Annotated in this window: 15 protein-coding genes; 9 read left to right on the top strand and 6 right to left on the bottom strand. The window is 75.3% G+C overall.

All coding sequences use genetic code 11. The features are described from left to right. Positions 1-57 precede the first annotated feature (57 nt). Positions 58-807, top strand: coding sequence for a GntR family transcriptional regulator (locus ABD973_RS25625; RefSeq protein WP_125603515.1), 750 nt, complete (start codon positions 58-60; stop codon positions 805-807). 39 nt (positions 808-846) lie between these two features. Here ABD973_RS25625 and ABD973_RS25620 read toward each other — a convergent pair whose 3' ends face one another. After that, positions 847-1,017: a hypothetical protein gene (locus ABD973_RS25620; RefSeq protein WP_164720859.1), complete on the bottom strand. Its 171-nt coding sequence runs from the start codon at positions 1,015-1,017 to the stop codon at positions 847-849. Between the two features lie 172 nt (positions 1,018-1,189). On the opposite strand from ABD973_RS25620, the gene ABD973_RS25615 reads away from it, so the two are divergent. Then, complete coding sequence (locus ABD973_RS25615; protein WP_164721045.1) at positions 1,190-2,311, top strand: type ISP restriction/modification enzyme; 1,122 nt, start codon at positions 1,190-1,192, stop codon at positions 2,309-2,311. A gap of 231 nt (positions 2,312-2,542) precedes the next feature. On the opposite strand, the gene ABD973_RS25610 is transcribed toward ABD973_RS25615, so the two are convergent. After that, positions 2,543-3,265, bottom strand: a complete 723-nt coding sequence (locus ABD973_RS25610) for a TetR/AcrR family transcriptional regulator C-terminal domain-containing protein (protein WP_125820641.1) — start codon at positions 3,263-3,265, stop codon at positions 2,543-2,545. 78 nt (positions 3,266-3,343) lie between these two features. On the opposite strand from ABD973_RS25610, the gene ABD973_RS25605 reads away from it, so the two are divergent. Both ABD973_RS25605 and ABD973_RS25600 read left to right on the top strand, forming a co-directional pair. After that, positions 3,344-4,315 (top strand): ATP-binding cassette domain-containing protein, encoded by a 972-nt coding sequence (locus tag ABD973_RS25605; RefSeq protein ID WP_345502314.1) that lies wholly within the window; start codon positions 3,344-3,346, stop codon positions 4,313-4,315. After that, entirely contained in the window at positions 4,312-5,103 is a 792-nt protein-coding gene (locus tag ABD973_RS25600) for an ABC transporter permease (protein ID WP_125820643.1), read from the top strand. Before ABD973_RS25605 ends, ABD973_RS25600 begins: the two co-directional genes overlap by 4 nt. Before the next feature lie 32 nt (positions 5,104-5,135). Here ABD973_RS25600 and ABD973_RS25595 read toward each other — a convergent pair whose 3' ends face one another. Beyond that, positions 5,136-6,092 (bottom strand): hypothetical protein, encoded by a 957-nt coding sequence (locus tag ABD973_RS25595; protein ID WP_345502312.1) that lies wholly within the window; start codon positions 6,090-6,092, stop codon positions 5,136-5,138. Positions 6,093-6,256: 164 nt separating this feature from the next. Between ABD973_RS25595 and ABD973_RS25590 the strand changes: the two genes are divergently transcribed. Next, positions 6,257-7,468, top strand: coding sequence for a CaiB/BaiF CoA transferase family protein (locus tag ABD973_RS25590; protein WP_345502310.1), 1,212 nt, complete (start codon positions 6,257-6,259; stop codon positions 7,466-7,468). 90 nt (positions 7,469-7,558) lie between these two features. Here the strand turns inward: ABD973_RS25590 and ABD973_RS25585 are convergent, their stop codons facing one another. Beyond that, positions 7,559-7,828: a hypothetical protein gene (locus ABD973_RS25585; protein WP_007263256.1), complete on the bottom strand. Its 270-nt coding sequence runs from the start codon at positions 7,826-7,828 to the stop codon at positions 7,559-7,561. A gap of 350 nt (positions 7,829-8,178) precedes the next feature. On the opposite strand from ABD973_RS25585, the gene ABD973_RS25580 reads away from it, so the two are divergent. Then, positions 8,179-9,747: a serine/threonine-protein kinase gene (locus ABD973_RS25580; protein WP_386381901.1), complete on the top strand. Its 1,569-nt coding sequence runs from the start codon at positions 8,179-8,181 to the stop codon at positions 9,745-9,747. 16 nt (positions 9,748-9,763) lie between these two features. Here ABD973_RS25580 and ABD973_RS25575 read toward each other — a convergent pair whose 3' ends face one another. Beyond that, complete coding sequence (locus tag ABD973_RS25575) at positions 9,764-10,573, bottom strand: SGNH/GDSL hydrolase family protein (protein WP_125605258.1); 810 nt, start codon at positions 10,571-10,573, stop codon at positions 9,764-9,766. 195 nt (positions 10,574-10,768) lie between these two features. On the opposite strand from ABD973_RS25575, the gene ABD973_RS25570 reads away from it, so the two are divergent. Beyond that, positions 10,769-11,860: a DUF5925 domain-containing protein gene (locus ABD973_RS25570; RefSeq protein ID WP_125820648.1), complete on the top strand. Its 1,092-nt coding sequence runs from the start codon at positions 10,769-10,771 to the stop codon at positions 11,858-11,860. Positions 11,861-12,320: 460 nt separating this feature from the next. On the opposite strand, the gene ABD973_RS25565 is transcribed toward ABD973_RS25570, so the two are convergent. Continuing rightward, positions 12,321-12,728 (bottom strand): GntR family transcriptional regulator, encoded by a 408-nt coding sequence (locus ABD973_RS25565; protein WP_345502302.1) that lies wholly within the window; start codon positions 12,726-12,728, stop codon positions 12,321-12,323. 53 nt (positions 12,729-12,781) lie between these two features. Here ABD973_RS25565 and ABD973_RS25560 point away from each other — a divergent pair, with 53 nt between their 5' ends. Both ABD973_RS25560 and ABD973_RS25555 read left to right on the top strand, forming a co-directional pair. Beyond that, positions 12,782-13,699, top strand: coding sequence for a GNAT family N-acetyltransferase (locus ABD973_RS25560; RefSeq protein WP_125820650.1), 918 nt, complete (start codon positions 12,782-12,784; stop codon positions 13,697-13,699). Beyond that, positions 13,696-14,178, top strand: a complete 483-nt coding sequence (locus tag ABD973_RS25555; RefSeq protein ID WP_125820651.1) for a ribonuclease FAU-1 family protein — start codon at positions 13,696-13,698, stop codon at positions 14,176-14,178. Before ABD973_RS25560 ends, ABD973_RS25555 begins: the two co-directional genes overlap by 4 nt. Positions 14,179-14,180: the final 2 nt, after the last annotated feature.

Genomic DNA, 14,180 nt, shown 5'->3' with positions numbered 1-14,180 from the left:
CTGCGCACCGCCCCGCCCCGTCGTCCTATGACGGCCGGCCCGTACGGAGAACGACCCGTGACCGCCTTCGCCCCCGACTCCCTGGTACTCAACCGGAAGCTGCCGCTCTGGTACCAGGTGTCCCAGTCCCTGCGCGCCTCGATACTGGGGCGCACTCCGGACGCCCCGCTGCGGCTGCCGACCGAGGAGCGGCTCGCCGAGCACTACGGGGTGAGCGTGCTGACCATGCGCCAGGCGCTCAAGGAGCTGGAGGGAGAGGGCCTGATCAGCCGGCACCGGCGGCGCGGGACCTTCATCGAGCCGGGTGCGATGCGCAGCGCCCCGGTGCGGCTGCTCGGCTCGGTGGACGCGATCGTGGCCCAGCAGTCGGGTGACCTGACGACGGTGCTGGGCCGTGAGCGGACGCCCGTGGCCGGGGAGCTGCTGGAGCACTTCCCGGACACGGCGGAGGTGGTCACGTACCGCAGGCTCCGGCGCGACGGGGGGAGCGGGGAGCCCACCAACTGGGCCGAGAACGCGGTCCGTCCGGAGCTCGCCGACGCCGTGGACCTGGCCGACCTGGAGCGCTGGCCGATGACGAAGGTGCTGCGCGACGTGGTCGGCGTACGGATCAGCCGGATCACGGACACCGTGGAGGCGCGGCTCGCCGACCCGGTCACGGCCGAGCTGCTGGAGGTCCCGCTGCTCAGCCCGATCCTGCACTACACGGGCGTGACCTACGACGAGGACGGGCGGGTCGTGGACGTGGCCCGGATCCGCTACCGGGGCGACCGGTTCTCCTTCACGGTGACGGTCGAGGCGCCCTGATCCCGGCGGCCCGGCCGCGTCCCCGGCCGGGCACGGGCACTACTTCTGCTGCTCGTTCTCCTCGGCGAGGCGTTCGCCCTCGGCCTGCGAAGGCGTGGTGCGCATCGCCTGGGGGTGGTGGCGCTGCTCCCGCTCCCGGTCGTCCATGTCCTCGTCGAGCCGCTCGCCCTCGGCCTGCGACGGGGTCGAATACTCGTCGTACATGCTCATCGCCGGCTCCTCGGTCGGTACGGGTGCGTACACCGGTCGGTACGGATCCGTACGTACACGGCGTATGCCCACATAAGGAGCGTAACGCTTCGGCCGGGACACGGCCCCGCCCCGGCGGGCCGTCGCTACCATCGGCCGGGTGAGCGCTGACGTACCGCTGCTGGACGATCTGATGCCCTGGGCCGTGGACGGCCTGCGCCTGGGCCGGGACTGGGTGGCGGCGCCCGACCCCGCCGTCCTGCGCGCCCGCTGGACGGCCCTGACCGACGCCGAAGGGGCGGAGCGGGAGCGGCTGTTCCGCCCGAGCCGGACCCGTACGCCCTCCGCCGGGGCGGCCGCGCTGCCCGGCCAGCGCTCGGCCACCGCCCGGTTCGCCGACGCGCCGGGCGCCTTCCCGGACCCCGTACGGGTGCTCCGCGCGCCCTTCGACGAGCAGTGGCTGCTGCCCGACCAGCGGCTCATCGACTCCGCCCGCCCCGAGCTGTGGCGGGTGCGCGACGCGCAGCAGGTGTTCCTGCTGGAGGCCCCCGGCCTGCTGGCCACCGCCCACCTCCCGGCGGGCCGGCTGGGCCGGATCCGGCCGCTGCACCGGCGCCCCGGCGGGGCCGAGCCGAACCTCGCGCCGGGCCTCCTGGCCCTGCTGGGCGGGCGCCACGGCGGCTGGGTCACCCCGGAGGACGTGCTGTGCTGGATCCTCGCCGCCGGCCGGCCGGGGCCCCGGGGGTACGAGGTCCCGCTGGCGGCCGACCCGGAGCGCTGGAGGGCCGGCCTGGAGCTGGGACACCGCCTGCTGACGGTCCAGCTGCGCGGGGCGCGCGGCGGGGAGCCGCCCCGGCTGCCGGGCGGGCGGCGGCCGTACGTCCGGGCGGCGGTCACGGGCTGGCCGGCCGGGCTCGGCCACGACGCGGAGTCCGAGACGCTGACCCTCGGGGACGGGGCCGTCTCCCCCGTCCCGGTGGAGGCCTGGGAGTACGAGGTGCAGGGGGTCCGGGTGCTGGAGGCGTGGTTCGCCGCCCGCTGCGCGCACCGGGATCCGCAGGCCGGCGGCCTGGAGGGGCTGGGGCCCGCGGAGTGGCCCCAGTCCTGGACCTCGGAGCTGCTGGCCCTGGTGACGACGCTGGCGCTGCTGGCCGCGCTGGCGCCGGAGCGGGAGGCGTTCACCCCCGGGCCGCTGCTGCCCGCCGCGGAGCTGGAGGCCGCCGGGGTGCTGCCCCCGCCGCGCTGGGCCCGGCGTCCGGCCTCGGTGCTGGACCACCAGGAGGAGGGGCCGGGCGGGCAGTTCGCGCTGCTCTGACAGGCGCGGGGGCCCGGGCGGGCAGCGCCCCGGCGGGCGGCACGGGCGGGCGAGTTCGCGCCGCCCCGACACGGGCGGCGGCCCGGGCCGGCGGCACCCCGGCGGCCCGGGCCGGCGGTTCACGCCGCTCCCACACGCGCGGCGGGCCCGGGCCGGCTGTTCACGCCCGTCCGGCAGGCGCAGGGCCCGGGCCGGCGGTTCGCGCCGTCCTGACCGCCGGCCGGGGACCCCTCAGGACCACCCCGCCAGCAGCCGGGACACGGCGCGGTCGAAGACGTCCGTCATGTCCGTGCCGGCGGCGGTGACCGGGGTGCCCTCGGTGAGGGCCGCCGTGAGCCTGGGGTACTCCCCCGTCGCCAGCCGGGAGCCGAGCCAGGCCGTCCGTACGCCTTCCTCGGCGGCCTCGCTCCAGGGGAGCGAGCGGGCCCGTTCGGCCAGGGCCAGTTCCCCCGCCACGAAGGTGGCCACCATGCCGTTGACGGACGCGATGAGCTCCAGTTTCTCGCCCCCGGACGCCTCCAGCGGCTCCAGGCAGGCCAGGCTGTGCTCCAGGTACCGCAGGGCGTTGGGGCCGAAGCCGTAGACCGGGCTCAGCAGCCGGGGCAGCCAGGGGTGGCGGCGCATCAGGGCGCGGGTCTGCCGGGCCAGGGCGAGCAGGTCGTCCCGCCAGCGGCCGCTCGGCGGGGTGAGGTCGTACTCGCCGCTGACCGCGTCGACCATCAGCTCGTACAGGTCCTCCTTGCGGGGGACGTAGTTGTACAGGGACATCGTCCCGGCGCCGATCCCGGCCGCCACCCGCCGCATGGAAACGGCCTCGATCCCCTCCGCGTCGGCGATCCGTACGGCCTCGGCGGCGATCGAGTCGCGGCTGTGCGCGGGCCGGGGCCCGCGGCCGGCCCGCTGCGGGCGGGCCCAGATCACTTCTGGTTCAGCGGGGCGCCCGCCGGCTGTCATCGGTCACATCACCTCGTCGTTGGTCTCCGCCCCCATCTTAGTTACGTACACCGTACGTAGTGCGGTAGGGTGCGACGCATGACGACTACGTACGCTGTACTTAGTGAGGGTCTGGAGAAGCACTACGGCGAGGTGCACGCCCTGCGCGGGCTCGACCTGGCCGTGCCGGAGGGCACCGTCTGCGGACTGCTGGGCCCCAACGGCGCGGGCAAGACCACCGCCGTGCGGATCCTGACCACGCTCACCGCCCCCACCGCCGGACGCGCCCTGGTCGCCGGCCACGAGGTCACCGCCGACCCGGCCGCCGTCCGCCGCGCCATCGGCGCCACCGGCCAGTACGCCTCCGTCGACGGGGACCTGACCGGCCGGGAGAACCTCCGGCTGTTCGCCCGCCTCGCCGGACTGCGGGGCCGGGCCGGGCGCGGGCGCGCGGACGAGCTGCTGGAGCGCTTCGGCCTCGGGGAGGCCGCCGACCGGGTGGCCGCCGGCTGGTCGGGCGGCATGAGGAGGCGTCTGGACCTGGCCGCGGGCCTGGTCACCCGCCCCCGCGTGCTCTTCCTCGACGAGCCCACCACCGGACTGGACCCGGCGGCCCGGGAACAGATCTGGACGGCGGTGCGCGGCCTGGCCGACGAAGGGACCACGGTGCTGCTGACCACCCAGTACCTGGAGGAGGCCGACCGGCTCGCCGACGACATCGTGGTCGTGGACCGGGGCCGGACCGTCGCCACCGGCACCCCGGCCGCCCTCAAGGCCCGGATCGGCGCCCGCGCCGAGGTCACCGTCGAGGGGCCTGCCGCCCTCGCGGGCGCCGCCGCGGTCCTCGACCAGCTCACCGGGGGCCGCCCCACCCTGGACGAGGAGCGGCTCACGGTCGGCGTGACCGTGCTCGACGGCGCGCTCACCCTGCCCCGGATCATCCGCGAGCTCGACACCGCCGGGATCCCGGTGACCGACGCGAGCCTGCGCCCGCCCACCCTCGACGAGGTGTTCCTGCGCCTCACCCGGACCCCCGCCACCCCCGCCGACGAGAAGGAGCACGCGGCATGACCACCCTGCTGTCGGACGGCGGCGCCGTCCTCACCCGCCAGCTCCAGAAGGCCCGGCACGCCCCGGCCCTGCTGGTGCTGACCCAGACCATGCCGATCGCGATGCTGCTCTTCTTCGGCTACGTCTTCGGCAGCGCGCTCGCCATGCCGGGCGCCGAGTACCGCGAGTTCCTGGTGCCCGGCCTGCTCGCCGCGACCGCCGCCAACGGCCTCATGACCGGCATGTTCACGGCCGCGCAGGACGCCCACCGGGGCGTCATGGACCGTTTCCGGACACTGCCGATGAGCCGGGCCGCGGTCCCGCTGGGGCAGACCGCCGCCGACCTGCTGACCACGGCGGTGTCGATGGTGCCGCTGATGCTGGTGGGGCTGGCGATGGGCTGGCGGGTGGAGAACGGGCTGCCCGGTGCCCTGGGGGCGCTCGGCGTGCTGCTGCTGTTCCGGTTCGCCGCCGCCTGGGTGGGCACGTACCTGGGGCTGGTGAGCCGCAGCGAGGAGGCCGCGGGCCAGCTCGGCAGCGCCACCTTCGTGCTGCCGATGCTGTCCAGCGCGTACCTGCCGACGGCCGGACTGCCCGGCTGGCTGCGGACGGTCGCGGAGTGGAACCCGATCAGCGCCGTCGCCACCGCCGTACGGGAACTGTGCGGGAACGCGGGCGGCGCGGCCACGGCGCCGGGCGCGGCCTGGCCCGCGTCGCATCCGGTGGCGGGCGCCGTGCTGTGGTCGCTGCTGCTCCTGCTCCTGTTCGTGCCGGCGGCCACGCGCCGGTTCGCGCGCGGCCGGGGCTGAGGACGGGTCAGGACCCCTCCCCGTGGCGGACGTCAGGGCAGCGGTGCGATCGGGACCTGCACGCTCACCGGGACCGTCTCGGCGTGCTGGTTGCCGTCGAGCGCGTCCGTCAGGGACGTCTGGGTGTCGGCCGTGAAGCGGCAGCCGACGACGGCGATGCCGCACACCCGGTAGCGGACGACCACGGAGGCGGTGGCGCCGGAGCGGATCGAGCCGACGGTCTGCGGCACCGGGCCGAGCCGGGTGATCCCGGGGCCCGTGGGCGGGGCGTCGAGCAGCTTGACGTTGAAGGCGTCACCGGAGCCCGTGTTCCGGATCCGGTACTCGACGCTCAGCGTGCGGGAGAGGTAGTTGCCGAGGCCGCCCCAGTAGGCGCGGTGGGTCACGGCCACCTGGGGCTGGAGGAGCGAGACGGGGCCCGTGAGGTTGAGGCTCCACGGCTTGCCGGTGCCGGGGGTGGCGTCGGCCGTCACCGTGAACGATCCCGTGCCGGTGGCGCCCCGGTAGGCGTTCGCCGGGGTGGAGTCCGGGACGACGGTCCAGGCGCCGGACCCCGTCACCGTGGTGCCGTTGTACGAGAGGGTCGGGGAGGAGCAGGTCCCGGCTTCCAGGGCCAGCGTCAGGGTGCCCCTGGCGTTGGACAGGGCGACCCGGGCGTCGTCCCCGGGGAGCGCGGCCTGGGTGGCTCCGACCCGGAACGGCAGGCTGACGCCGAGCTGGGAGGGGAGCGAGGAGAAGACGCCCGGGTTCAGCGAGGCGCTGCCGGTGAGCAGCCGGCCGTCGGTGAGCGGGCCCGAGGGGCAGGCGGGGGCGCCCGTGACGACGCCGGCCGCACTGGAGGCGCTCACGTTCAGCGGGTCCGGGACGCGGCCCGCCGCACCGGCCGGTGCCGTGGTCACCGCCACCCCCGCCAGCAGCGCTGTCACCACGATCGCCGTACGCCGGACTGCGGAGCGGGCGGGGGATGCGGCGGCGGTCGGGGCTCTCATGGGCGACCCTTCGGTACGGCGCGAGGACGGACGCCCGCACCTTACGCATACAATCCGGTCATTTCGCCGGACCTGTGTTCCGGACACGGGTGACAGACCCGGCTTCCACCCGGTAGGCAGACCCCATGGCTACCGACCCCACGGCTACAGACCCTTCAGACCCTTTGACCACAGACCCCCGGGCCACCGAGCCCCTCCCCCTCGCCGGCCTCACCGTCGTCGCCGTCGAACAGGCCGTCTCGGCCCCCTTCGCCACCCGCCAGCTCGCCGACCTCGGAGCCAGGGTGATCAAGGTCGAGCGGCCGGACGGCGGCGATTTCGCGCGCGCCTACGACACCGCCGCCCAGGGTCTGGCCTCGCACTTCGTGTGGGCCAACCGCGGCAAGGAGTCCCTCGCCCTCGACCTGAAGGACCCCCGCGGGCTGGAGGTGCTCCACGGCCTGCTGGAGGGCGCCGACGTCTTCGTGCAGAACCTCGCGCACGGGGCGGCCGCCCGGCTCGGCATCGACGCGGCCTCGCTGTGCGCCCGTTACCCGCGCCTGGTCGCCGTGGACGTCTCCGGCTACGGCCCCGAGGGCCCGTACGCCCACAAGCGCGCCTACGACATGCTCGTGCAGTGCGAGGCGGGGCTGGTCTCGGTGACCGGCACCCCCGAGCGGCCGGTGAAGGCGGGCATCCCGGCCGCGGACATCGCGGCCGCCATGTACGCCTTCTCGGGCGTGCTGGCCGCCCTGCTGCGCCGTGGCGTCACCGGGCGCGGCGGCCCGGTGGAGGTGTCGATGCTGGACGCGCTCGCGGAGTGGATGGGGCATCCGCTGCACCACACCATGCACGGCGGGGAGCAGCCCGTACGGACCGGCCTCGCGCACGCGGTGATCGCACCGTACGACGCCTACGCGACGGCCGACGGGGACCGGGTGCTGCTGTCGGTGCAGAACGACCGGGAATGGCGGCGCCTCGCGGCCGGGGTGCTGGACCGGCCGGACCTGGCGCAGGACCCGGCGTACGCGACGAACGCGGCCCGCACGCGCGGTCGGGAGAAGACGGACGCGGTGGTGGCACAGGCCCTCGGCCGGCTCGGCGCGGACGAGGCCGTGGCGCGGCTGGAGGCGGCCGGGATCGCCTGTGCGCGGCTCAACTCGGTGGCGCAGCTGGCCGGGCACCCGCAGCTGGCGGCGCGGGACCGCTGGCGGGAGGTGGATTCGCCGTCGGGCCCGCTGCGGGCGCTGCTGCCGCCGATCGGGCTGCCGGGCGGCGCGGAACCGCGGATGGGTGCGGTGCCCGCGCTCGGCGAACACACCGACGCGCTGCTGCGCGCCCTGGGGATGACGGGCGCGCAGATCACGGCATTGCGCCGGGACGGTGTGGTCGCCTGAGGCCGGGGTGGCGCCGGGGGTTCCCGGAAGACGCCGGACGGGAGGACGGGGCCGGGTCGCAGCCGGACGGGGGACCGGCTGCGCTGACGGTCAGGTGCGGCGGCTGCCGAAGAGCGTGCGCCGCAGCCTGCGCAGCGGTGCGAAGAGCGCGACGCGCGCGCTCCGGCTCCGCTGGACGTGGGTGTGGTCGCGCGAGGTGAGCTCGCGCATCAGCAGGGTCGCCTCGGCCACCTCGTGGCGCGGGGCGGCGGGACCGCCCAGCACGGCGAGGTGGCGGTCGAGGCGCGAGCTGACCGCGCTGCTGCCGCAGGTGATGGCAGGCACGCGGGGCGGCCTGCTGCGCATCGTTATCTGTTCCATGTCTCTCCCCACCCGTACGAGGGCACCCGGCCCGGGCAGGGTAACCCTATCGCCCCCGCAACGCCCGCGGGTATCCCGGTGGTGTGAATTACCCCTGTAATTACGGGTAGTTGACGATTACTCAGCGGAGTCGGCCGTCACTCTCCGTGCCAACGGGCCGACTTGGAGGGCCCTGCACAGCAGTCGGTGACAGTGTCGTCACGACGGGGGCCACCCGGCCCGCACTGCGCTAACTTGGAGTGATCACCCGGTGACGCAGGGGGGCTCGCGTGAACGGTAGCGAAAGCGGGGACGCCGGGCGTGTCATCGCCGGCCGGTACCGGCTGCTCGGCCGGTTGGGGCGCGGCGGCATGGGCGTGGTGTGGCGGGCCCGGGACGAGGTGCTGGGCCGCGAGGTCGCCGTCAAGGAGGTGCGGGCCCCCGCGGGGCTGGACGCGGCCGAGGTCGAGCGGATGTACCGGCGGCTGGAGCGGGAGGCGTGGGCGGCCGCCCGCGTCTCGCACCGCGGGGTGGTCACGGTCTACGACGTCGCGAGCGAGGACGGCCGCCCGTGGATCGTGATGGAGCTGGTGCGCGGGCTCTCCCTGGCGGAGGTGCTGGAGGGCGAGGGCCCGATGACCCCGCAGCGCGCCGCGCACATCGGCGAACAGGTCCTGGCCGCGCTGCGGGCCGCGCACGGCGCCGGGGTGCTGCACCGGGACGTGAAGCCGGCCAACGTGCTGGTCGCCAATGACGGCAGGGTGGTGCTGAGCGACTTCGGGATCGCCCGTCTGGAGGGCACGGCCGCGCTCACCATGACCGGCGAGGTGGTCGGGTCCCCCGAGTTCCTGGCCCCGGAGCGGGCGTTGGGGAACGAGCCCGGCCCGGAGTCGGACCTGTGGTCGCTGGGGGTGATGCTCTACGCGGCCGTGGAGGGGGTCTCGCCCTTCCGCAAGGACACCCCGCTGTCCACCCTGCGGGCGGTCGTGGAATCGGAGTTGCCCCCGCCGCGCCGGGCCGGGCCGCTGGAGCCGGTGCTGGAGGGGCTGCTGCGCAAGGACCCGGCCGAGCGGCTGTCCGCCGCGGAGGCCGCCCGGATGCTGCGGATCGTCGGCGCGGGCGGGGCGGTACGGGACCCCGGCGGGCCGGTGTCGGGGGCGGACGCGCCGACGGTCGCCGCACGGGCCGGGGCCGGGGCGGGGCACGGGTACGGGCGGACCCCGCCGGCGCCGGTGCCGCTGCCGGCACCCGCGGCGGAATCCGGGGGCGGCTCCCGCGGGCCCGCGGGGGCGGTGCTGACCCTCGGGATCGTGGTGCTGCTGCTGGGGCTGGTCCTGCTGGGGTGGCTGCTGCTGCGGGACACCTGGGGCGAGGAGGAACCGGGGGACACCCCCTCGCCCTCGGCGGCCCCCTCGGCTTCGGCCTCGGCCTCGGCGTCCGCTTCGGCATCGGCATCGGCATCGGCATCGGCGTCCGCCGGTGCCACCGCCGCGCAGAGCGTCACCCTGTACGCCCACGCCACGCGCCCCGAGTACCGCGGGAGCTGCCCGCCGGCCGAGGTGGCCGCGCCCGCCTTCACCGGGACCATCGAGGTGGCCCGGATCCCGGCGGTGGTGGAGTACCGCTGGGTCCGGCGCGGTGCGGGCGGCGGGCCGGCCTCCGACTGGCAGAGCATCGTGTACGAGGAGGGCGGTGCGCGTACCCGCCAGCTGAACCACACCGAGCCGGGCGATCCGGCCGGCGCGAGTTTCCGCGACGCGGTCCGGCTGGAGGTCCGGGCACCGGCGCAGACGGCTTCCGCGTGGCTGGAGTACTCCCTGACGTGCGTGAAGGAGACCCCGACGGGCGGGGCCTCCTCCCCCGGTTCCCCCGGCCCCTCCGGTTCCCCGGCCGGGACGCCGACGCCCGCGCCCACACCGAGCGCGGGCGTCAGCCCCTAGGGACGGGTCCCGCGGATCAGACCTTGCCGGAGAAGACGGGCAGGTAGCCGCCGGACTGCCCGGCGGCCGTGGGGTGGTACGACTCGCCGATGTTGGTCCAGTTGACGCTGTGCAGCCAGGCACTGCCGGAGCAGATCTCGTGGCCGGTGAAGGCTCCGACGACCGAGGCGAAGGTGTAGCCGTGGTCGGCGGCGCGCTTGGCGATGGCGGCGTTGAGGTGGTCCGCCGCGCCGTTGATGGCGGAGCGTTCGCCCTCCGTCAGGCCGGCGACGCAGGTGCCGCTCAGCTTGTAGAAGCGGGGATAGCCGAGGACGACGACCTTGGCCGAGGGGGCGCGGCCGCGGATCGCGTCGTAGACCTGGTCGAGCTGGCCGGGGAGGGTGGTGTCGACGTACCGCTTGGCCTCGTTGACCCGGTTGACGCAGGTGGATTCGGACTGCAGGACGCAGGTCGTCATCACGTCCGAGAACCCGGCGTCGTTGCCGCCGACGGTGATGCTGACGAGGTCGGTGCCGGAGTTGAGGGGGCCGAGCTGACCCGAGAGCACGTCACCGGTACGGGCGCCCGAGCACGCGGTGAAGGAGAAGGTCTGCGGGGAATGGGCGGCGGCCCACAGGGCCGGGTAGGCGCGGGTGGTGCGCTTGCAACTGCCACTGGAACTGTCGTAGTTGCCGGCGCCGACGCCGGAGGAGTACGAGTCGCCGAGGGCGACGTAGCCGAAGTCGGCCTGCGCGGCGGAGGCCTGGCCGGCGCCGAACAGGGCGGCGCCCGCGGCGAGTAACAGGGAGGAGGTCAGGGCGGCGAAACGCGACATTCTCTTGCTCATGTGTGTGCGGCTCCTCGTGGGGGGGGGTTACCACTGAGTCCGTGGTACAAGCAGCCGGGCCTGGCCGGAAGTGTTCATGCCAAGAATGTTCGGGGCGGGAATCTTCACCCCGGCCGCGTTTGAAGAGGGAACCCGTCCACCCGATCCGGCGAAACACAGGTGCACGGGGGCACTTCGTGCCGGATCATGGGCGCCATGCCAGCAGACCCGCATGACGCGCTGCCGATCCGGCTCCATGTCGACGACAGCGACTCACCGTCGGATGTCGTCGACGCGCTGTTCCTCGGCCGGTTCGCGACCGGCGAGCAGCCGTACGCGCAGAGCGTCACGATCGAGCGGGTGAAGGCGGAAGCCACCCTGCTGCCCCCGCGCGCCACCGTGCTCCGCGCGGCCCGCGACACCGACCGCAGCGCCACGCTCGCCGAGGGCGAGGGCTGGACGGTCCTGGTCTCCCGCTGGAGCCGGGGGGCGGACGTGACCGTGACGGCGGTCAGCGACGAACTCGCGGAGAAGGTGCTGGGCGAGGCCACCGAGGGGGCGCGGGACGAGCCCGAACCGCAGCCGGAGAACGTCACGATGGGGTTCTGGTACGTCTCCCCGCGCCGCGGCCCGTACCGCACGACCCGGCAGATCTCCGCGGGCACGTGGGAGGACGTCCGGCCGAACTACACGGCGCCGGTGGCGCTGGCGATGGACCGGCTGATGAAGGTCACCCCGGACGACATCGCCGGCCGGCTGCTCCTGCTGCACGGGCCGCCGGGCACCGGCAAGACCTCGGCGCTGCGCACGCTGGCGCGGTCGTGGCGGGACTGGTGCCAGGTGGACTGCGTCCTGGACCCGGAGCGGCTGTTCAACGACGTGGGCTATCTGATGGACATCGCCATCGGGGAGGACGAGGGCACCGCGAAGGGCCGGTGGCGGCTGCTGCTGCTGGAGGACTGCGACGAGCTGATCCGCGGCGAGGCCCGGCACACGGCGGGCCAGGCGCTGTCCCGGCTGCTGAACCTGACGGACGGGCTGCTGGGGCAGGGCCGCAACGTCCTGGTCGGCGTCACGACGAACGAGGACCTCGAACGCCTCCACCCGGCGGTGGTCCGCCCGGGGCGGTGCCTGGCCCGCATCGAGGTCGGCCGGCTGACCCATCCGGAGGCGGTGGACTGGCTCGGCACGGACGAGGGCGTCTCCCGCGAGGGCGCCACCCTGGCCGAACTCTTCGCCCTCCGGCGGGGGACGGGGCCGGCGGCCGTGCCGGCGCAGCCGGCGCGGGAGGCGGGCCTGTACCTGTGACTCCGTCCGGCGGTTTACGGGGCCGGGGCCGGCCGGCCGGGGGCGCGTGTGCCGGTCGGTCGGGGCGGGGGCGCCGCTGCGCGGGGCGGAGTCCCCTACCCACCCTTCGCCCGTTCCCCGGGCTGCGCCCGGACCCCTCCTGGGGGCTCCGCCCGCAGACCCCCGCGCCTCAAACGCCGGCGGGGCTGGATGTATCCAGCCCCGCCGGCGTTTGAGCGCACCGGGCGCGCAGCGTCCGGTACCGGGGTCAGGGGCGGAGCCCCTGGGAACGGTGGAAGGGCGGGTAGGGGACCCAGCCCCGCGCAGCGGCACACCCACCCGCACACGCCCACCGGCACCAGCAACGCGAACCGGCCCCGCCCCGCCCCGACAGCCGGAGGCTGTCGCAGCGGCGCGAAGCCGGGGAGGCCCCCCAGGGGCCGAGCCGTGCGAGCGGCGCGTCAAGAAGGAGTGCGGCGCGTCAAGAAGGAGTGGCGTAGCGGGCACGGACGGCCTCGGAGGCAGCCGCCACGGCTTCCGCCTCCGTGAGGCCCAGCCGGTGGGCCCGGTCCGCGAACGCCTGCGCGGCGGCGGCCGCCTCCCGCGAGGAGCCCTCCGCCGCCGCGACGAACGTCCCGTGCCGCCCGCGCGTCTCGATCAGCCCGTCGGCCTCCAACGCCCGGTACGCCTTGGCGACGGTGTTCGCGGCCAGCCCCAGTTCCTCCGCCAGCCCCCGCACGGTCGGCAGCTTGTAGCCCGCCGGCAGTGCTCCCGACCGGGCCCGGTCCGCGATCTGCGCGCGCAGCTGTTCGTACGGGGCGGCCGAGCCGGCCGAGCCGTCGATCCTGATCCTGAGGTTGGTCGAGGTCACGGGCCGATTCTCCCCCATCCGGCGCGTAATTCGCAGGCGCCGCAGGGTTCTCCGCCCGTAACGTCCGCCCCATGACCATCCACGTCCGCGACGTCCGCCCCGAGGACCTCCCGTCCGCCGAGGCCGTCGTACGGATCCGCCGTGCGGCCCTGCCCTTCATGATCAGCACCCCCTCCGCCGTCGCCCACGAACTCACCTCCGCCCGCCCGGAGAAGCACTACCGTCTGCTCCTGGCCGAGACCCCCGACGGCCGTCCCGTCGGCACCGCGCAGGCGGGGGTGTCCTTCGTGAACGTCCACGTCGACCCCGCGCACCAGGGCCTCGGCGCCGGGACCGCGCTGCTGCGCGCCGCCGAGGAGCACCTCGCGGCGAGCGGCGCGGTGGACGTGTACGCCTGGGTGCTGGACGGGCCCGCGCACCGCGGCTTCGCCGAGCGGCACGGCTACCGCGCCGGCCGCAGCGCGCACTTCCTGCGGCTGGACCTGGCGGCGGGCGGCCTGCCTCCCCTGCCCGGGGAGCTGCCCGCCGGGGTGGAGCTGCGGCCCGGGTCGGCCTTCGCCGCCGATCCGCGCCCGCTGTACGAGGCCGACGCCGAGGTGACGGCCGACGAGCCGGGGGACGTGCCGATCGAGCTGGACGACTACGAGGACTGGCTGGACACCGTCTGGCGCCAGCCGACCCTGGACCACGAGCTGACGACGGTCGTCCTCGTCGACGGGGCGGTCGCGGCCTTCACCGCGGCGCGCACGGACGGCGCGACCCGCTACGGCACGGCGATGACCGGCACCCGGCGCGCCTTCCGCGGCCGCGGGCTGGCCAAGCTCGCCAAGACCGACTCGCTGCACCGGGCCCGCGCGGCCGGGTACACCGAGGCTTTCACCGGCAACGACGCCGGAAACGACCCGATGCTCGCGATCAACGCGTGGCTGGGGTACGAGACCTGCGCGACCGAGACGCGCTTCGCCAAACAGCTGGGAGCAGCCCGATGACCGTGTCCTGGACCGTGACCCTGACCAAGGCCGGCCGCACCAAGATCAGCTATCCGGCGGCGCAGGTCGCCGACGACGGGGACCGGATCTCGGTGCGCGCCCCCTGGGCCGCGGAGGGGGTGAAGGACTTCGGGTTCGTCCGCTTCGAGCCCGGTGACGTGTTCGTGGAGCACTTCTGGAGGACGCGCTGGTACGCGGTCAAGGAGGTGTGGACCGGTGAGGGCGTCCTCAAGGGCTGGTACTGCGACGTGACGCGGCCCGCCGTGGTCCGCGGCGGCGAGATCGTGGTCGACGACCTGGACCTCGACCTGTGGGTGTCCGCGGACGGGAAGTCCGTGCTGCGGCTGGACGAGGACGAGTTCGCGGCGAGCGGGCTGGCGGAGAGGGACCCGGAGGCGGCCGCCCGGGCCGTACGGGCGCTGGACTCCCTGGAGGAGCGGGCGCACACACCGGAGGGGCTCGCCGGCCTCCTCGGGTAGGC

This window comes from Streptomyces racemochromogenes, from assembly GCF_039535215.1.
Classification (GTDB): domain Bacteria; phylum Actinomycetota; class Actinomycetes; order Streptomycetales; family Streptomycetaceae; genus Streptomyces; species Streptomyces racemochromogenes.
Note: the sequence above shows the minus strand (reverse complement) of the source record. Positions and strands in the feature narration are given on the sequence as shown.

Excerpts from the sequence above, each read along its gene's own strand:
- ABD973_RS25620 (WP_164720859.1), bottom strand. The coding sequence starts at position 1,017 with ATGAGCATGTACGACGAGTATTCGACCCCGTCGCAGGCCGAGGGCGAG.
- ABD973_RS25615 (WP_164721045.1), top strand. The coding sequence starts at position 1,190 with ATGCCCTGGGCCGTGGACGGCCTGCGCCTGGGCCGGGACTGGGTGGCG.
- ABD973_RS25610 (WP_125820641.1), bottom strand. The coding sequence starts at position 3,265 with ATGACAGCCGGCGGGCGCCCCGCTGAACCAGAAGTGATCTGGGCCCGC.
- ABD973_RS25605 (WP_345502314.1), top strand. The coding sequence starts at position 3,344 with ATGACGACTACGTACGCTGTACTTAGTGAGGGTCTGGAGAAGCACTAC.
- ABD973_RS25600 (WP_125820643.1), top strand. The coding sequence starts at position 4,312 with ATGACCACCCTGCTGTCGGACGGCGGCGCCGTCCTCACCCGCCAGCTC.
- ABD973_RS25595 (WP_345502312.1), bottom strand. The coding sequence starts at position 6,092 with ATGAGAGCCCCGACCGCCGCCGCATCCCCCGCCCGCTCCGCAGTCCGG.
- ABD973_RS25585 (WP_007263256.1), bottom strand. The coding sequence starts at position 7,828 with ATGGAACAGATAACGATGCGCAGCAGGCCGCCCCGCGTGCCTGCCATC.
- ABD973_RS25580 (WP_386381901.1), top strand. The coding sequence starts at position 8,179 with ATGGGCGTGGTGTGGCGGGCCCGGGACGAGGTGCTGGGCCGCGAGGTC.
- ABD973_RS25575 (WP_125605258.1), bottom strand. The coding sequence starts at position 10,573 with ATGAGCAAGAGAATGTCGCGTTTCGCCGCCCTGACCTCCTCCCTGTTA.
- ABD973_RS25570 (WP_125820648.1), top strand. The coding sequence starts at position 10,769 with ATGCCAGCAGACCCGCATGACGCGCTGCCGATCCGGCTCCATGTCGAC.
- ABD973_RS25565 (WP_345502302.1), bottom strand. The coding sequence starts at position 12,728 with ATGGGGGAGAATCGGCCCGTGACCTCGACCAACCTCAGGATCAGGATC.
- ABD973_RS25560 (WP_125820650.1), top strand. The coding sequence starts at position 12,782 with ATGACCATCCACGTCCGCGACGTCCGCCCCGAGGACCTCCCGTCCGCC.
- ABD973_RS25555 (WP_125820651.1), top strand. The coding sequence starts at position 13,696 with ATGACCGTGTCCTGGACCGTGACCCTGACCAAGGCCGGCCGCACCAAG.